This is a genomic window from Actinoplanes cyaneus (assembly GCF_016862095.1).
In the GTDB taxonomy this organism is placed as follows: Bacteria; Actinomycetota; Actinomycetes; order Mycobacteriales; family Micromonosporaceae; genus Actinoplanes; species Actinoplanes cyaneus.
The window spans coordinates 1-17,513 of sequence record NZ_BOMH01000026.1 but is presented as its reverse complement, the minus strand read 5'-3'; the positions used below and the strand labels follow the sequence as shown (position 1 = coordinate 17,513).

16 protein-coding genes are annotated in these 17,513 nt (G+C 70.6%); 9 read left to right on the top strand and 7 right to left on the bottom strand.

Annotated elements, in window-relative coordinates:
- Positions 1–29: 29 nt before the first annotated feature.
- Positions 30–1,259, top strand: a complete 1,230-nt coding sequence (locus tag Acy02nite_RS16895; protein ID WP_203741651.1) for a M50 family metallopeptidase — start codon at positions 30–32, stop codon at positions 1,257–1,259.
- A gap of 328 nt (positions 1,260–1,587) precedes the next feature.
- Positions 1,588–1,959 carry a hypothetical protein gene (locus Acy02nite_RS16890; protein ID WP_203741650.1) on the top strand — a complete coding sequence of 124 codons (372 nt, stop codon included), beginning with the start codon at positions 1,588–1,590 and terminating at the stop codon, positions 1,957–1,959.
- Positions 1,960–1,966: 7 nt separating this feature from the next.
- Here the strand turns inward: Acy02nite_RS16890 and Acy02nite_RS16885 are convergent, their stop codons facing one another.
- The 3 genes from Acy02nite_RS16885 to Acy02nite_RS16875 all read right to left on the bottom strand — a co-directional run bounded on the left by Acy02nite_RS16885 (position 1,967) and on the right by Acy02nite_RS16875 (position 6,271).
- Complete coding sequence (locus Acy02nite_RS16885) at positions 1,967–2,896, bottom strand: MBL fold metallo-hydrolase (RefSeq protein WP_203741649.1); 930 nt, start codon at positions 2,894–2,896, stop codon at positions 1,967–1,969.
- Between the two features lie 250 nt (positions 2,897–3,146).
- Positions 3,147–5,537: an FtsX family ABC transporter permease gene (locus tag Acy02nite_RS16880; RefSeq protein ID WP_239174941.1), complete on the bottom strand. Its 2,391-nt coding sequence runs from the start codon at positions 5,535–5,537 to the stop codon at positions 3,147–3,149.
- Positions 5,531–6,271 carry an ABC transporter ATP-binding protein gene (locus Acy02nite_RS16875; protein WP_203741647.1) on the bottom strand — a complete coding sequence of 247 codons (741 nt, stop codon included), beginning with the start codon at positions 6,269–6,271 and terminating at the stop codon, positions 5,531–5,533. Before Acy02nite_RS16875 ends, Acy02nite_RS16880 begins: the two co-directional genes overlap by 7 nt.
- Positions 6,272–6,440: 169 nt before the next feature.
- Here Acy02nite_RS16875 and Acy02nite_RS16870 point away from each other — a divergent pair, with 169 nt between their 5' ends.
- The 3 genes from Acy02nite_RS16870 (at position 6,441) to Acy02nite_RS16860 (ending at position 8,814) form a co-directional block, all read left to right on the top strand.
- Positions 6,441–7,640 (top strand): sensor histidine kinase, encoded by a 1,200-nt coding sequence (locus Acy02nite_RS16870; protein WP_239174940.1) that lies wholly within the window; start codon positions 6,441–6,443, stop codon positions 7,638–7,640.
- Complete coding sequence (locus tag Acy02nite_RS16865) at positions 7,637–8,299, top strand: response regulator (protein ID WP_203741643.1); 663 nt, start codon at positions 7,637–7,639, stop codon at positions 8,297–8,299. Before Acy02nite_RS16870 ends, Acy02nite_RS16865 begins: the two co-directional genes overlap by 4 nt.
- 140 nt (positions 8,300–8,439) lie before the next feature.
- Positions 8,440–8,814: an Imm1 family immunity protein gene (locus Acy02nite_RS16860; RefSeq protein WP_203741641.1), complete on the top strand. Its 375-nt coding sequence runs from the start codon at positions 8,440–8,442 to the stop codon at positions 8,812–8,814.
- 192 nt (positions 8,815–9,006) lie between these two features.
- Here the strand turns inward: Acy02nite_RS16860 and Acy02nite_RS16855 are convergent, their stop codons facing one another.
- Entirely contained in the window at positions 9,007–9,399 is a 393-nt protein-coding gene (locus Acy02nite_RS16855) for a PNPOx family protein (RefSeq protein WP_203741639.1), read from the bottom strand.
- Between the two features lie 48 nt (positions 9,400–9,447).
- On the bottom strand, positions 9,448–10,653 hold the full coding sequence (locus tag Acy02nite_RS16850; protein WP_239174943.1) for an alpha/beta fold hydrolase: 1,206 nt from the start codon (positions 10,651–10,653) through the stop codon (positions 9,448–9,450).
- A 110-nt stretch (positions 10,654–10,763) separates the two neighbouring features.
- Between Acy02nite_RS16850 and Acy02nite_RS16845 the strand changes: the two genes are divergently transcribed.
- Positions 10,764–11,945: a pyridoxal phosphate-dependent aminotransferase gene (locus tag Acy02nite_RS16845; RefSeq protein ID WP_203741637.1), complete on the top strand. Its 1,182-nt coding sequence runs from the start codon at positions 10,764–10,766 to the stop codon at positions 11,943–11,945.
- Positions 11,946–12,029: 84 nt separating this feature from the next.
- On the top strand, positions 12,030–12,917 hold the full coding sequence (locus Acy02nite_RS16840; RefSeq protein ID WP_239174938.1) for an RNA polymerase sigma-70 factor: 888 nt from the start codon (positions 12,030–12,032) through the stop codon (positions 12,915–12,917).
- A gap of 106 nt (positions 12,918–13,023) precedes the next feature.
- On the opposite strand, the gene ctaD is transcribed toward Acy02nite_RS16840, so the two are convergent.
- On the bottom strand, positions 13,024–14,796 hold the full coding sequence (ctaD, locus tag Acy02nite_RS16835; protein WP_203741635.1) for an aa3-type cytochrome oxidase subunit I: 1,773 nt from the start codon (positions 14,794–14,796) through the stop codon (positions 13,024–13,026).
- Positions 14,797–14,910: 114 nt separating this feature from the next.
- Between ctaD and Acy02nite_RS16830 the strand changes: the two genes are divergently transcribed.
- The gene (locus tag Acy02nite_RS16830) at positions 14,911–15,165 is read left to right on the top strand and encodes a DUF3040 domain-containing protein (protein WP_203741633.1); all 255 of its coding nucleotides are present in this window, start codon (positions 14,911–14,913) and stop codon (positions 15,163–15,165) included.
- A 21-nt stretch (positions 15,166–15,186) separates the two neighbouring features.
- Here Acy02nite_RS16830 and Acy02nite_RS16825 read toward each other — a convergent pair whose 3' ends face one another.
- Complete coding sequence (locus tag Acy02nite_RS16825; protein WP_239174936.1) at positions 15,187–15,726, bottom strand: TetR/AcrR family transcriptional regulator; 540 nt, start codon at positions 15,724–15,726, stop codon at positions 15,187–15,189.
- A gap of 94 nt (positions 15,727–15,820) precedes the next feature.
- Between Acy02nite_RS16825 and Acy02nite_RS16820 the strand changes: the two genes are divergently transcribed.
- Complete coding sequence (locus Acy02nite_RS16820) at positions 15,821–17,302, top strand: MFS transporter (RefSeq protein WP_239174934.1); 1,482 nt, start codon at positions 15,821–15,823, stop codon at positions 17,300–17,302.
- Positions 17,303–17,513 lie beyond the last annotated feature (211 nt).

The following is a 17,513-nucleotide window of genomic DNA, read 5'->3' as shown; positions in this document are numbered from 1 at the left end:
CCGCCACCCCATGCGCCTAAACTGCCCGCATGACGTGGCTCCTGGGCGCCGTGGTCTTCCTCCTCGGCCTGCTGCTCTCGATCGCGCTGCACGAGGTCGGGCACTACCTGCCGGCGCGCCGGTTCAACGTCAAGGTGACCCAGTGGATGGTCGGCATCGGACCGACCGCCTGGTCCACCCGGCGCGGCGAGACCGAGTTCGGCATCAAATGGCTGCCGTTCGGCGGCTACATCCGGATGGTCGGCATGCTGCCGCCGGCGCCCGGCACCCCGCCCGGCAGGGTCCGCCGCTGGTCGACCGGCCCGATCCGCTCCCTGATCGACGGCGCACGCTCGATGATCGCCGGCGCCCGCGAGGCCGCCTGGGAAGAGGTCGGCCCGCGCGACCACGGCCGCCTGTTCTACCAGCGCCCCTGGTGGCAGCGCGTGATCATCATGAGTGGCGGCCCGGCCATGAACCTCCTGCTCGGCTTCGTTTTTCTGTCGATCGCGCTCACCGGCATCGGCGTCAGCACCGCCCAGCCGGTCATCCAGCGGGTGGTCGAGCTCAGCCCGGCGGTCACGGCCGGTCTGCGGCCAGGAGACCGGATCATCGCGTACGGCAATGAGCCCGTCCGCTCGTGGACCGGCCTCACCGCCATGATCCGCGCCGACGCGGGCCGCCCCGTCACGCTCACCGTCGTCCGTGACGGCGTGACCACGACTGTGCCGCTGACCCTGGGCCGGAACGGTCAGACCGGATTCCTCGGCGTCGAGCCGGCCTACGCCCGCGAACGCATGAACCCGGCCGAGGTCGCCGGCGTCGTCGCCCACACCGGCAAAGAGGTCGCGTTCAGCGTCGTGCGCCTGCCGGACCGGATGGCCGGCATCTGGCAGGCCGCGTTCAGCGACGCCCCACGCCAGGCCGACGGCCCGATCGGCGTCGTCGGCGCCACCCGCCTCGGCGGTGACGTGGCCGCGTCCGACCTGCCGGTCACCGACCGCCTGCTGTTCCTGCTGGAGTTGCTCGGCTCGTTCAACATCGCTGTCGGAGTCTTCAACCTCATCCCGTTGCTTCCGCTGGACGGCGGCCACATCGGAGCCGCCCTGCTGGAAGGCCTGAAGCGCGGCCTCGGCCGCCTCCTGGGCCGCCGCTGGACCCGCCCGGTGGACGTGGCCAAGACGATCCCGCTGACTTCCGCCGCCGCTCTGGTCCTGGTGGCCATGGCCGCCCTGCTCGCCTACGCCGACCTGGTCAACCCGGTCCACTTCACCAGCTGACCCCACCCCGCAGCGGCAAGCCCCCTGCCAGCCCCGCCCCAGCGTCTCCGCCGGCCCGCTCCACCTCGTCAACCCGCCTGCCCCGCCCGCTACGGCAGGCCGCCCGCCGCCGCCCCAGTCGTCACCGTGCCGGCCGCCGTCGCACTGCCCGACCGTCGCACTGCCCGACCGTCGCACTGCCCGACCGTCGCACTGCCCGACCGTCGCACTGCCCGCCGCCGCCCGCCCGCCAGCGCCCCGGCCGCCGCCGCCTAAGTCGTCACCGTGCCGCTCGCCGCCGCACCTGCCGTCATCGTGCCCGCCGCGCGACCAGCCGGTCGGCGGAACCGTGGCGTCGTTCGGCGGCCCGGCGCAGCCCGCCGACCCCGCGCTGGAGGAGGCGATCCGCGAGGCGCGAGCGCCGTTCGTGGAGCGCGACGACGTGCCATCGCCCGACGGCACCCCGCCGGACCGGGTGATGCAGTGGCCCGGCACGGAACTCCCGCAGTCCCCGCTCTTCCACGACGTCCGCCAGTCGACGATCGAACGCCGTCTCACGGTCAGCTCCCGCGACTACATAGGTCACCTCTCCACCATCTCCGCCTACGTGACCCTGCCGCCGGCCGACCGCGAGGAGGTCTACCGGCGGATCCTGCGAGTCCTCCCGGACCACCTCGAAGTGACCGCCGACATCATCGTCCACCTGGCCCGCCGCGGCTGAGCCCCGTTCAGACCCGGGTCGGGAGCGGACCACCGTTGTAGGTGACCGCATCGGTGAAGGCCGCGATCAGCTCCAACTCCTTTCCGTCATGGTCGGCGTAGAACCGGTGCAGGTTCAGCACGAGCCGCTCGGCATCCGCCCACCCGGCGAACTCGTCCAGGTCCACCCCGCGTGCCGCGTCCAACGGCGACAGCCCGCGTTCGATCCCGTCGGCGCCCGCCTGCAGCACCAGCCGGTAGTACCGCCGATGCTCGTCCAGCACCCGCGCGATGTCGTCACCGCTCAGGATCGGCCCGTGCCCCGGAACCACCACCTCCGGCTGGAATGCGGCCAGCCAGTCCACCGCGGCCAGCGCCCCGGTGACCGAACCCATGAAGACCAGCGGCGTCAGCCCGGCGAAGACCAGGTCACCGGTGAACAGCACCCGCTCGTCCGGAATCCAGGCGACCAGATCACCGGTGGTGTGCGCCGGCCCGCCGGGGTGCCGCAGCTCGACCCGTCGCTCGCCGAGGTGCACGGTGAGCGCCTCCGCGACGGTGACATCCGGCAGCCGGCGCTCGACGTCACCCCAGTCCGGCACCGGGCTCCAGAACGGCGGACACCCATCGATGATCGGATCGACGCGCAGCCCCTCCCGCATCTTCTCCTGCCCGATGATCACGGTCTCGGCGGGAAGAAGACTGTTCCCGTACGTGTGGTCGCCGTGCTGATGCGTGTTCACCGCCAGCTTCGGCGCCCGCCCCGTCGCTGCCTCCAGCGCGTCCAGGAACCGCCGAGCCCGGGTAGCAGTAGCGCACGTGTCCACCACGAGCTGCCCCGCCTCGGTGGTGATCGCCCCTGCATTGTTCAGCCACCACGAGCCGTCCGGCTGAACCCAGGCATGGATCCCTGCCCGGATCTCGACCAGCATCGCCGCATCTTGCACCGCTTCACTCATGGGCAGAGGCTACCGTTCTCACTTGGCCCCGGTTTGTCACCTTCTTGCCGCCAGCCGCCAGCCGCCAGCCGCCAGCCGCCAGCCGCCAGCCGGTCGCACCGCCGAGCCGGTCGCACCGCCGCGCCGGCCGCACCGCCGCGCCGGCCGTCCGCGCCAGCCTCGTCGCCGGGTGCCGGGCCAGTTGCCCGCGCCCGCCATCCGACCGGGCACGCAACTCGGTCGTCCCGGTTCTCGCGGCGGCCGTCGGCGGTCACAGGTCGCCTTCGCGGACTCGGAGCGCGGGCGCGCCCAGCATCCGCCGCGTAGGCAGCACCCCAGCGGCGAGGGCGAGCAACAGGCAGAGCCCGACCACCCCGGTGACGACCGGCCACGGCACGACCAGCGGAACCGCCGTGTCCATCTGCTGACTCAGGCCGGCCCGGACGCCCAGCAACGCTCCGAAGGCAACCACCCCGCCGAGCACCGCCCCGATCAGCACGATCAGCGTCGACTCGGCCGCCACATAGCCGGCGACCTGCCGCCGGGTGGCTCCGGCCAGCCGCACCACACGCAGATCGCGTGCCCGCCCGCCGGCTGCCATGAGCAGCGTGTTGGCCACCGCGATCGCGCCGTAGCCCGCCGACACCGCGATCAGCATCAGAGTGAACAGCCAGACCAGCCGGTCCTCGGCGCTGTCGGCCTCGGCTGCCCAGGTAGCCGTGTCGATCACCCGGGCGCCGACACCGGCGGGAACATCGCGATCCAGGTACACCGCCGAGGTCAACGCGGAGGCATCGTGCCGGCGCAAGGTCTCGCGGGACAGCAGGAGGTCACCGCGGATCGACCGGTCCGCGACCACCGCGACGACCCGCAGCGCGACTCGCTGCCCGTCGGCGAAGACCACCGGGGTCAGCGCGCCGGGAGCCAGGTGCGCCGACTCCGTGACCACCACGGTGTCCGCGTCACGAAGCCCGTCGAGTGCACCCGTGACCACCCGCGTGCCCCGATCGGCCCGGGCGAACGCGACCGGGTCGATGGCGAGGCCGATCAGCGCCCGGGAGTCCGCGCCGAACACCGTGGCGGGCAGGACCGCCGCCCCCGTCGCGGCGGCGACCGCGGCGTCCGACAACCCCGGCGCACGGTCGGGAACCATCACCCGGCCGGCCGCGACGTCCGCCGCCCGGCCCGCCGCATACGCCGCCGTCGACGTGCGCACCATGCCTGCGACGAGCACCGCGAACGCGACGGTGAGCAGCACCGGAGCGGCCGTGGAGGCGGTTCTCCGGGCGGCGCTCAACGCGCCCTCGCGGACCAGGAGACCGATGGCTCCACCGCCGCGTCGCAGCGGCAGCCGCCACAGCCGGACGAGCAGCGGGATCGCCGCTGGAGCGAGCGCCACCATGCCGGTGACCAGCGCCATCGCGGCGAGCAGCGCATAGGTGGCGCCGTCCTGCGCATCGTCCGAAGTCGCCGTGCCGACCGCCAGCGCGACGCCGGCGGCGACCAGCGACCCGCCGGTGATCCAGCGCAGCCGACCCATCGACCGTTGCTCCACGGCGGCCTCCCGCAGCGCCTCCAACGGCCGCACGCGAGCAGCCCGGCGAGCCGCCGCCCACGCGCCGGCCAGGGCGACGAGCGGCCCGAGCAGAAGCGCGCCCAGGATCGGCAAGGCACTGATCCGCACCTCATAGGTCGCCGGCTCGAACCCCGCGTCCATCAGCACCCCGCCCATCACCGAGGCCAGCGCGGCGCCGAGGATCGCGCCTAGGACCGCCCCGGCGCCGCCGACCAGCAGCGCTTCGCCGTACACCATGCGCCGCACCTGTCGTGGCGTGGCTCCGACAGCCCTCAGCAAGCCGAGTTCGCGCCGCCGTTGCGTCACGGTGAAGGCGAACGTCGACGCGACCACGAACACCGTGACGAACCCGGCGAGCGCTGCCACCCCGGTGAGAACCTGCATGCCGATCCAGCGGGTTCGTGCGTCCTCACGCGGCTCCAGCACGCCGCGCTCATCGCCGGTGAGCACGCTTCCGGCACCGCCAGCGATCTCGCGTGCGGCCCCCGCCACCGTCTCGGTGTCCGCACCCGGCGCGAGGACGAGACCGATCGCGGCCACCCCGGGTGACAACCGAGCGGCCTCCTCGTCCGACAGCAGCACCTGCGGCGCGTCGATCAGACCCACCACCGTGTACGGCATGGGGCCGCCCGCCGTCAGCAACGTGACCCTGCCTCCGGGTGAGAAGCCCAGAGCCCGGTCCAGCACCACCTCGCCCGGCCGGCTCGGCGGCTCGCCGGTCACCAGGCGAACGTCACCGAGGCGCGCCGACGACCAGCCATGATCTTCCAGGGTGGCCTCGGACGGCGTGCCGTCGACGATCACCTGGGTATAGAAGGAGCGATCGGCGACCGCAGCGGCGACCCCGGACAGGCCGGCGAGTCGCTCGCTCATCCCGACGGCTCTCTCGCTCGGCCACGGAACGACCGGCGGGAACGGATCGGCGGGCGTCACACTCGTCGGAGCCTGGACGATCACCGCAGCGTGCGCCAGCCGGTCCGGAATCTTCGGCCGGCCGGCGACCAGCAACAGCAGGGCGAGGGTGACCAGCGCTATCCCGATCACGACGGCCACCAGGGCGCCGGCCATCCGGCGCAGCCTCAGCACGACCCCTCCACCAGCTGAGCGGTGCGTGCCGCGATCTGCTCCGGCTCCAGCGGGCCCCGGACATCGCCGGCGATCCGGCCGTCGGCTAGGAAGACCACCCGATCGGCACGGGCGGCAGCGACCGGGTCGTGGGTCACCATCACCACTGTCTGCTGATGCTCGTCGACCAGCTCCCGCAGCAGGTCGAGGATGTTCCGCGAGGTCACGCTGTCCAGCGCGCCGGTCGGCTCGTCGGCGAACACCACCGCGGGACGGCTGATCAGCGCACGAGCCACCGCCACCCGCTGCTGCTCACCACCGGAAAGCTCACTCGGGCGGTGCCGGAGACGGCCGGCCAGCCCGACCGCGGTGAGCGCGCCGGCGATGTCCGCCTGCGGAATGCGCCGACCGGCCAGCCGGGACGGCAGCGCCACATTCTGCTCCGCGGTCAGCGAGGAGACCAGGTTAAAGGCCTGGAACACGAAACCGATCCGGTCACGACGCAGCCGCGTGAGCTCGTCCTCGGTCAGGTCGTCGAGCACGACCCCGTCGATGACGATCGAACCACCGGCCGGACGGTCGAGCCCGGCCGCGCAATGAAGCAGTGTCGACTTGCCGGAGCCCGAGGGGCCCATCACCGCGGTGAAGGTGCCACGCTCGAAGGCGACCGACACGCCGTCGAGCGCGGCCAGCTGCCTGTCGCCGGTGCCGTAGGTGGCCCGGACGTCTTCGAGAACAACGGTTTGCGTCGTCATGCCGGCAACGATCCCGTGCCGGGGCACGCTGGCACATCGGACCACGATGGACACTTTTCCGGTCAGCCCGCAGAGGTATGCCGTACCTCCGAAGGCCCTCGCGTCATCCCTGGGGATGACGGCCCGTGGGCCGACGCGCGGCGGGGAAGCAGCAGATACCGTCTTGCCCATGAACGCCATCCGGCCGATCAGACGCCTCCGGCCCGTCGTGCTTTATGGGCTCGACGTGCTGGCGGCGGGCCTCGTCATGCTGGTCTGCCTGGCCGGCGCGGCCGACACGCCGGTCGGCAAGCCGCCGGAGCCGGGCTGGGTGTCGGCGCTGACCGTCCTGGTGATCAGCCTTCCGATCGCGGTCCGCCGCCGCTGGCCCGCCGCCGTCGCGATCATCGTCACGGTCGCCAGCTCGCTCGCGTTCAGCCTGGAGTTCATCCCGTCCTTCGCGGCGCCCGGGCCGGTCTGCGCGCTCGTCCTGACCTTCTATACCTTCGGCAGCGCGGTCCGGAGCGCGCGGGCGTTCGTGATCGTCGCGATCTGCAGCTTCCTGATCAGCGCCGGTCTGGGCGGTCCCATGCTGTTCGCGCAGCAGAGCGGCCCGCCGGCAGATGCGCCCTCCGCGGTCCTGACGCTGTTCTTCGGTGTTCTGGTGATCGCTCCGTCCGCCGTGCTGGGGTTCGCGGTCGGCGAGCGACGGGCGCAGCGGGCGCTGCGCGACGAGCAGCTGCGGCGCGAGGTGGCGATCGAGGAACGACTGCGGCTCGCGCGGGAGCTGCACGACATCATCGCGCACACGATGACGCTCATCGTGGTGAAGGCGTCGATCGGCAACCATGTCGCGGAGACGAATCCGGCCGAGGCGCGGGACGCGTTGCAGGTCATCGAGACGACGGGCCGAGCCGCGATGTACGAGGTCCGTAAGGTGCTGGACATGCTGCGGGAGGAGACGCCGATGGCGCCCACGCCGGGCCTGAGCGACCTGCCGAAACTGGTGGAGACGGCTTCCGGGGGCGACGCGGCCGTGACCCTCACACTGGAGAGCCCGGACGACACTGCGCCGGCCGACATTCCGGAGTCGGTGCAGCTGGCGGTCTATCGGATCGTGCAGGAGGCGGTGACCAACGTGGTCAAACACGCGGCCCCGGCCAAGTGCCAGGTCACCGTGCTGGTCGGCTCCGAGGACGTGCGTGTCGAGGTCACCGACGACGGGAAGCGGCCGGTGATCACCGGCAGGAGCGGGCACGGGTTGATCGGGATGCGGGAGCGCGTGGCACTGCACGGCGGGACGTTCAGCGCCGGGCCACGCGACGAGGGCGGGTTCGCCGTGATGGCGTCGCTGCCGGTCGGCGGCGCGACTGCTGGAGGGGACAGATGATCCGGGTCCTGATCGTCGAAGATGTGGCGCTGGTGCGGGACAGCTTCAAGCTGCTGGTCGACTCCAGTGCGGAGTGCACCGCGGTGGGGGAGGCGGGGACCGGCATCGAGGCGGTGCGTCTGGCCGGTGAGCTGCGCCCGGACGTGGTCCTCATGGATGTGCGGATGCCCGAGCTGGACGGGATCGAGGCCACGCGTCTGATCTGCCGGAACCCGGAACTTGCCGACGTGCGGGTGTTGATCCTGACGACGTTCGACCACGACGAGTATGTGTATGGGGCGTTGCGGGCCGGCGCGAGCGGCTTCCTTCTCAAGGACAGCCCTGCCGCGGAGTTGCTCAACGCCATCCGAGTCGTGGCGGCCGGGGATTCTCTGCTGTCCCCGAAGGTGACCCGCAAGCTCGTGTCGGAGTTCACCCGGCAGCCGAAACCGCAGAACCCGATCCCCGGTTCGCTGGACAGCGTCACCGAGCGCGAGCGGGAGGTGCTCAGACTTGTCGGCCTCGGCATGTCGAATATCGAGATCGCCGACCATCTGGCGCTGAGCCTGGCCACGGTGAAGACCCACATCGGCCGGATCCTGGCGAAGCTCCCCGCCCGCGATCGCGCACAGTTGGTGATCGTCGCCTACGAGACGGGGTTGGTCAGCGTGAATTCGTGATCGGACACCGTGGGCGGGAGCGCGGCACGGCCAGTGAGGGATCAGCCGGATTCCCGGGCGAGAACAGGCGTCCGGGGCAGTGTCGAGGTGCAGATCCGGGATGGGCGGGAGTCAGGCATGGATTGATAACCTCGGGACCCATGTCGTCATGGCACTTTGCACACGAGTCCGGCCCGGTCACCGGCGAGGGCGCCGTCACCCACCTGCGCGAGCGGGTGGCCGCCGGTGAGCTGGAGACATGGCTGCGGCACGACGACGGACGGATGCTGGGCGTTGTCACGAACGGCAACCGCGCGATGGTGATGGCCATGGACGAGTTCGGCGACCCCAGCCGGCATGCCGTCGATCCGGACGCCAACGGGGAGGAGAGCGGCTACCGGCTCAGCAACGGGCAGGTGGACAGGTACGACAATCGTGACACGATCCCGCTCGGCACAGCCCTGGACGTGGTCCGGGAACTGATCGACCACGGCCGGTGGCCCGCAGAGGTGGCCTGGCAGGACGACCGCAACTGAGCGACCACTGCCGGTGGCCGGCAGCGGTGGCCTGGCAGGACGACCGCAACTGAGCGACCGCGAGCGCCGGCCAGGCAGCCGATCCGGTGCCGGAGATCCCGACGGGCCGTCTCGGCGTTCCGGGTGATGAGACCGGGGCGGGTGGTTTGCGCGGCGCGGATCCGTGGGGCGGCAGGGGGTGGGGTGCGGCGGTCAGAGACGGCGTAGCACGAGCCAGGCGTCGGCGGGGAACAGTCGCCGCGCGATCGTCCACGTCACCCGCGTGTAGAACGGCCGCGCCGTCGCCTCGTCGACGATCCTGGGATCGCCCATCCGATGATCGGCGGCTTTCCACCGGACCGTGCATCCGCCCGCGGCGAGCACATTGCGTACCCAGTTCGTCCCGGCACCCCACGGCAGGTTGATCACGAACCCGTCCGGTGTGGCCACGACCGCGACCGGCACGGTCAGGTCGCGTCCGCTGACCCGGCCGCGATGGTGCACCACCGCCCACGGCGAGAACCGGCGCCCGGCCAGCACCCGCACGGCCGGCGCGGTGGCGCGGGCGAATCGCCAGGACGTGTTGTCAGGTGTCACAACGCTCATACCCGGAATCGTGCGCCGCCGCGGGCCCCGGCACATCCAGGAGATCCGTCATCCGGACTGGCGGTTCTCCGTCATGCGCCGCATCGCGTAGGCGACCGCGTCGGCCCGGCCACGCGCCCCGATCTTGCGGTACAGGTTGCTGAGGTGCCGCTCGACGGTGTGCACCGCAATCCCGAGCTGCCGCGCGATCTCGGTGTTCGAGTCCCCGGCAGAGACCAGCGCGAGCACGTCGGACTCACGAGCGGTGAGCCCGTCCCGCGGCACGCCGGTGCGGGCTCCCATCCCGGCGCCCGGCGAGCGCCCGCCGGTGCGTGATGCCGAACCGGCATCGGCGAGGCGCTCACCGGAGTGGAATGCCTGATCGGCGTCGGGCAAGCGCTCGCCGGTGCGTGATGCCGGACCGGCGTCCGGCCCCAGCTCGCCGGACCAGGATGCCGACCCGGCGTCCGGCAAGCGCCCGGAGGTGACGAAATCGGTCACCAGCCGGATGTCCCGGTCCGCGTCCTCCATGAACAGCGTCGGCGTCGAACCGGGCAACTCCACCAGCCGCCCACCCGGCAGCCCGTCGGCGAGCCGCCGGAACACCTCCACCGGAATCTGCTGTTCCCCTTGCCGGTGCAGCACCAGGGACGGCGCCCGGACCCGCGACATCTCGCCGGTCACGTCGATCTCCTCGGCCGCCGAGAACCACGCCGTGGCGACCGCCGCGGAGGTCGCCGTCCGGAATGCCTCGGCCGTCCACCGCCCCGAGGTCGCGGCATCCCATCCGAGCCAGGCCGTCGCCGCCGCGTCCGCGAACAGCCCCCAGTCCTGCTGGACCAGCGACAACAACGCCTGGGTCTGTGCGGGCCGCATCGCCTCCCGCATCCGGGCGGCGCCCCCGAACAGCACCAGCCGCTCGGCCCGGGACGGTTCCCGCGCCGCGAAAGCGATCGCCGTGGCCGTCGCGTGGTAATACCCCAGCAGGGACGCGCTGCCGATGCCGGCGTCATCCAGAACGGCACGCAGATCCCGCAGGTGCGCGTCCACCCCGAGGTCACCGAGGTCGATCCGCCGATCCGACGCACCCATCCCGCGGCCGTCGTAGAGCACGATCGTCAGGTTCCGGGCGAGCGCCTCGTACGCCGCCCGCAACGCCGGGATCCGCCACTGCGCCGCGATGTTGCTCAGCGACGGCATCCACACCAGCACCGGCCCCCGGCCGAACACCTGGTAGCCGATCGTGACGCCGTCCTCGGCACGGGCGAAGCGCATCTCCACCGGCCCATTATCCCTGCGGCCGCGGATATTGTCGTACCGGAAAGGCCTTTCAAAAGATTTTATTGACTTTCCTGTACGTCGTGGGAGCTGGCAGGATCACATTCATGCGCCGTATTTCTGACCGAATCAGCAGCATCGCGGAATCCGCAACCCTGGCCGTTGACGCGAAGGCGAAGGCCTTGCGCGCCGCCGGCCGCCCGGTCATCGGGTTCGGGGCCGGTGAGCCCGATTTCCCCACGCCGGAGCACATCGTGGAGGCCGCCGTCGCGGCGTGTCGTGACCCGCGTTCGCACAAGTACACGCCGGCCGGCGGGCAGCCCGTGCTGCGCGAGGCCGTCGCGAGCGTTTCCGGGCATCCGATCGAGCCGTCCCAGGTCATTGTCACGAATGGCGGGAAGCAGGGTGTCTACCAGGCTTTTGCCGCGCTTCTCGACCCGGGCGACGAGGTGCTTGTCCCGGCTCCCTACTGGACGACGTATCCGGAGGCGGTGCGACTGGCCGGTGGTGTCCCGGTCGCGGTGAACACCGACGAGTCGACCGGCTATCTGGTGAGCGCCGGGCAGCTCGAGGCCGCGCGAACCTCGCGTACCAAGATTCTGGTGATGTGTTCTCCCTCGAATCCGACGGGTGCCGTCCATTCACGCGAACAGCTGGAAGAAATCGGCAATTGGGCCGTCGAGCACGACCTTTTCGTCGTCACCGACGAGATCTATCAGCATTTGGTGTACGGCGACGCGCAGTTCCATTCCCTGCCGGCCGTGGTGCCCGCGCTCGCCGACCGGACCATCGTGCTCAGCGGCGTCTCGAAGACGTTCGCGATGACCGGCTGGCGGGTCGGCTGGATGACCGGCCCGAAGGACGTGATCGGCGCGGCGCTCAATCTGCAGTCCCACCTGACGTCGAATGTCTGCAATGTCGCACAGGCTGCCGCGCTCGCCGCGGTGACCGGTGACTTGTCCGCGGCAATGAGCATGCGCGCGGCGTTCGACCGGCGCCGCCGCACGATTGTCAGCCTGCTCAACGACATTCCCGGCGTGGTCTGCCCGGAGCCGCAGGGCGCGTTCTACGTCTACCCGCCGGTGCGGGGCCTGCTCGGGCGTGGCCGGCTCCCGCGGACGTCGGCGGAGCTGGCCGGGTTCATCCTGGACGAGGCGGAGGTCGCCGTGGTGCCGGGGGAGGCGTTCGGCACGCCGGGTTACCTGCGATTCTCGTACGCGCTCAGCGACTCCGATCTGGCCGAAGGCGTGTCCCGCATCGCGAAGCTGGTGCGAGAAGTGTCCGTCTGAGCTGTGACAGGCGCCTCGATTCGCTGTGCGATCGGAGGAATGCGGCCACGATGGGCTCGGCGGAACTGGTGAACGGGGGCAGCGGTGACCGATTCCACGACGCGCGCCGCGGCGGATCTCGACGAGGCGGCACGCGTCTTCATGAGTCTGCGGCCACGGCTTTTCGGCATTGCCTATCGCATGCTGAGCAGCGCGAGCGAGGCCGAGGATCTGGTGCAGGACGTGTGGCTGCGCTGGCAGGCCTACGATCGCGGCACCGTGGAGAATCCGGCGGCGTTCCTGGCCACCACGACGACGCGCATGGCGATCAATGCGTTGCAGTCCGCCCGGGTGCGCCGCGAGACCTACGTCGGCCCTTGGCTTCCCGAGCCGGTCGACACCAGCGCCGATCCTTATCTGGGCGCCGAGCGCGGGGAGGCGCTGGCTTTCGCGGCGCTGCTGCTGATGGAGAAACTGACGCCCGCCGAACGCGCGGCCTACGTGTTGCGAGAGGCTTTCGACTATCCGTACGGGCAGATCGCCGAGATTCTCCAGTCGACGGAACCGGCCGTCCGGCAATTGGTCAGTCGCGCCCGCAAACACGTCGCCGGCGAGCGGAAGGCCAGGGTCGCCCCGGAGGCGCAGAAGGACCTGCTCACCAAGTTCGTGGCGGCCGCGCGCACCGGTGACCTGGGCTCGCTGGAACGCCTTTTCGCCGCGGATGTCGCCAGTTACTCGGACGGCAACGGCGCTCTCCGGGTCGCCCGGATCCCGGTCGTCGGCGTCGAGCGGGTCGCGAAGTTCTTCGCCGCGCTGGCCACCCATTACTGGGAGGGCATCGAGGTCTCCTGGGTCACGACGAACGGCGAGACCTCGGCGGTGCTGCGCCGCGACGGCGTCCTGCAGGGCGTGATGACGGTGGTCGCCGGCGAGACCGGCATCGAGCGCATCCTCTGGATCGTCACCCCGGAGAAGGTCGCCGCCTTCGCCTGAGCCCGGAGCCGTCGCCAACGGGCGGCTCATGGCGTACGCGCAAATCGGTGAGAAAAGAGTGCCGCCCACCCGCCGGAAGCGGGTGGGCGGCAATGAGCCGGAATGGTCAGCGTTTCTTCTTCTTGCGATCGCGGTCGGACGCGATGTCCTCGGCATAGGTGGCCCCGCCGTCCGATTCCCGGGTGAGCGGCCGTGCGCCGCCCTCGGGCGGACCGGCAAGCGATTGTTCGCCGGCCGCGAGATGCGGGAACTTGAGGTCGAACGCGGGCCGTTCGGAGCGGATCCGCGGCATCTTGTCGAAGTTGCGCAGCGGCGGCGGGCTGCTCGTGGCCCATTCCAGCGAGTTGCCGTGCCCCCACGGGTCGTCCGCCGTGCAGAGCGTGCCGATCTTGTACGACTTCCAGACGTTGTAGAGGAACGGCAGCGTCGCCGCGCCGAGGATGAACGAGCCGATCGACGAGATGGTGTTCAGCGTGGTGAAACCGTCGGTAGGCAGGTAGTCGGCGTAACGGCGGGGCATGCCCTCGGTGCCGACCCAGTGCTGCACCAGGAACGTGGTGTGGAACCCGATGAACGTCAGCCAGAAATGAATCTTGCCGAGGCGTTCGTCGAGCATCCGGCCGAACATCTTGGGGAACCAGAAGTAGATGCCGGAGAACACCGCGAACACGATCGTGCCGAACAGCACGTAATGGAAGTGGGCGACCACGAAGTACGAGTCGGAGACGTGGAAGTCCATCGGCGGCGAGGCCAGGATGATGCCGGACAGGCCACCGAACAGGAAGGTCACCAGGAATCCGATGGCGAACAGCATCGGTGTCTCGAAACTGATCTGGCCCCGCCACATGGTCCCGATCCAGGTGAAGAACTTCATACCGGTCGGCACGCCGATCATGAACGTCATGAAGCTGAAGAACGGCAGCAGCACCTGACCGGTCGCGTACATGTGATGGGCCCAGACGCTCATCGACAGCGCGGCGATCGCGATGGTGGCGGCGACCAGACCCTTGTAGCCGAAGAGCGGTTTGCGGCTGAAGACCGGGATGACCTCGGTGATGATGCCGAAGAACGGCAGGGCGATGATGTAGACCTCGGGGTGCCCGAAGAACCAGAACAGATGCTGCCACAGCATCGGGCCGCCGGTCTGGACGTCGAAGACGTGCGCGTCGAGCACCCGGTCGGCGGCGAGCGCGAAGAGCGCGGCCGCCAGGAACGGGAACACCATGATCGCGAGCAGTGCTGTGACCAGCATGTTCCACACCATGATCGGCATCCGGAACATGGTCATCCCGGGCGCGCGCAGGGTCAGGATCGTGGTGATCAGGTTGACCGAGCCGAGGATCGTGCCGAGCCCGGAGATGGCCAGGCCGACCACCCAGGCGTTTCCACCGATGCCCGGCGAGTGCAGCGAGTCGCTGAGCGGGGTGTAGGCGAACCAGCCGAAGTCGGCCGCACCGCCGGGCATCACGAATCCGGTCATCGCGGTCAGCGTGCCGAACAGGTACAGCCAGTAGGCGAACGCGTTCAGCCGCGGGAATGCGACGTCGGGCGCGCCGATCTGGATCGGCACCACGAAGTTGCCGAACGCGAACACGATCGGCGTCGCGAAGAACAGCAGCATCGCCGTGCCGTGCATGGTGAAGAGCTGGTTGAACTGTTCCGGCGACAGGATCTGCATGCCCGGCCGGGCGAGTTCGGCGCGCATCAGCAGCGCCATGATGCCACCGATGATGTAGAAGATGATCGAGGTGACCATGTACATGATCCCGATCTGCTTCGCATCGGTGGTGCGTAAGGTCCGGGCCAGTGCCGACCCTCTCACCTGCCGGCGGACCGGATGAGGCCGGGTGGGGGTAGGCCTCGGGGCGACGGTGGTCATCCAGACTCCTCGGCTGGGCAAACGGAGATCTACTACTCACCCTCTGTTATAGGCTTCTGACGCTTTGAATCGTGGCAGATCGGCTATTCCGCTTATGTCCGAATGGGGGGCGGCATGCTGGACGAGCGGGACCGTCGCGTGCTCGCGGACATCGAACAGCGACTCAGCGCCGCGGATCCGGCCTTCGCCCGGCGGATGCGTGCGCCGGACTGCCCGTTCCCGGCCGTGCCGGTGCTGGCTGCGGGAGCGTTCCTGGCGCTGCCGTTCCTCGGGCTGTTCCTGGGGCCGCGCGCCGTGCTCGTGGCGATCAACGTGATGGCGGTGGCCGTGATGATCGTCCTGGTGTTCCGCAGCCGGAAGCCCTGGTGAGCCGCCCCGCGGGCGCTCGGGTCAGAGCATCGCGGTGATCAGCCGCTGCAGGCGCGGCGTCAGCTCGTCCTGATCCGCGTCCGCCAGCGGAGTCACCCCCGCCGACCGCAGGATCGTCAGCCCCAGCGTCGCGGCCAGCACGAACTGCGCGTCCAGCACCGGGGCTCCGCTGAGCGCCGCCAGCCGCTCCGCGAACGAGTGCAGCGTCCCGATCCGGATCTCCTCGGCGCGCGGATCCCCGGACGACCGCAGCAGCATCATGATCCGGGTCTGGTACTGACCGTTGCGCGCGTCGGTGAGGTGCCGGGCCATCACCGCGGCGAGCTGCTCCAGCGTGACGTCCTCGGCCACCGAGCGCTCCAGCTCGTCCGCCGAGCCGGCCAGGCACGCCCGGAACAGCCCCTCCTTGTTACCGAAGTAGCGCGCGATGAGCGCCACGTTCACCCCGGCGTCGGTCGCGATGTCCCGGATGAACGTCGCGGCGTACCCGTCGGTCGCGAACCGCCGGCGCGCGGCGTCCAGCAGGAGCTGCTTGGTGGCGGCCGAGTCCCGACGTCTCATGTGATCACCGTAACTGATGTAATCCCTGGATGACTTAACCGTTCGGTCCCATACTGGGGCCGTCGAAGTAATCCAGGATTTACAAGGGAACTCCGTGACCACAGCAACCGAACAGCGCCCCCGCGTGCACACCACGCTCCTCGTGCTCTACCTGTCCCTCGGCGGCCTCGCCTTCGCCGTCCTGCAGTCGCTGGTCGCGCCCGCGCTGTCGACCATCGCCCGGGACCTGCACGTCTCCGCCGCCGACGGCAGCTGGGTGATCACGGCGTACCTGCTGGCCGCCTCCGTGCTCACGCCGATCCTCGGCCGCCTCGGCGACATGGCCGGCAAGCGCCGCGTGCTCATCGGCGTGCTCGCCACCCTCGCCGCCGGCACGCTGCTCGCCGCGCTCGCGCCGAACCTGTCCGTCCTGATCGTGGCCCGCGTGCTGCAGGGCGCGGCCGGCGCGATCCTCCCGCTGTCCATCGGCATCGTCCGCGACGAGCTGCCCCGGGAGAAGGTCGGCGTGGTCGTCGGCCTGCTCTCCGCGATCTTCGGCATCGGCGCGGGTGTCGGCATCGTGGGCGCCGGCCCGATCGTCGAGCACCTCTCCTGGCACTGGCTGTTCTGGCTGCCGCTGGTCCTGGTCGTGATCGCGCTGCTCGGCACGATCTTCGGCATGCCCGAGTCGCCGGTCCGCACACCCGGCCGCCTCGACGTGATCGGCACCGTGCTGCTGTCGGTGTCGCTCGTCTCGCTGCTGCTCGCGATCAGCAAGGGCCAGAGCTGGGGCTGGGACGCCGCGAGCACGATCAGCCTGCTCATCGCCGGCGCGGTGCTGCTCGTCGCGTTCGTCCTCGCCGAGCTGCGGGTTGCCGAGCCGCTCGTCGACATGCGCCTGATGAAACTGCGCGCCGTCTGGTCCACCGACCTGGTCGCGATGATCCTCGGCTTCGCCATGTTCGGCACGTTCCTGCTGGTCCCGACGCTGCTGCAGCTGCCCGCGGTCACCGGTTACGGCTTCGGCAAGTCCGTCTCCCAGTCCGGCCTGTTCCTGCTGCCGACCGTCGTCATGATGGTCTTCTTCGGCCCGCTCGCCGGCCTGCTGTCCCGCCGCTTCGGCCCGAAACTGCCGATGTTCCTGGGCACGCTCTCGGTCGTCGCCGCGTTCGCCCTCCCCGCCGTCGCGCACGGCGAGATCTGGCAGGTCCTGGCCTCCGGCGTCCTCACCGGCACGGGCATCGGCCTGGCCTTCGCGGCCATGTCCAACGCGATCATCGAAGCCGTCCCCACGTCCCAGACCGGCGAGGCCACCAGCGTCAACACCATCGCCCGCACGATCGGCAGCAGCATCGGCACGGCCGTCGTCGCCGCCGTGATCACCTCGAACACGACCGCCCAGGGCCTGCCCACCGACGACGCGTTCACGATGGGCTTCTGGACCTGCGCCGGCGTAGCGGTCCTCGCGGTCGCGGCGGCACTCGCTGTCCCCTCCGCCCGCCGCCGCCACGAGCAGGCGGTCGCCTCCGGCGTCGCCGACCTGCCCCCCGAGCCCGACGAACTCCCCACCCCGCACCTCCACCACGCCGACAAGTAAGCCGCCCCCGCCCCCGCCGACGCCTCGACCCTCACCGACGGTCCAGGCACTCGCCGACGCCGGCCACGTCGGGACGCAGAGGCGTCGCCGACGCCCGGACCGATACCGACGCCGACGCCACTCGCCGCCGCCTCTGCGTCCCGCGGACGTGGGACATGAAGATCAACGTCAAGATCTTCATGTCCCACGTCCGCTGTGGTCCAGACCGTCG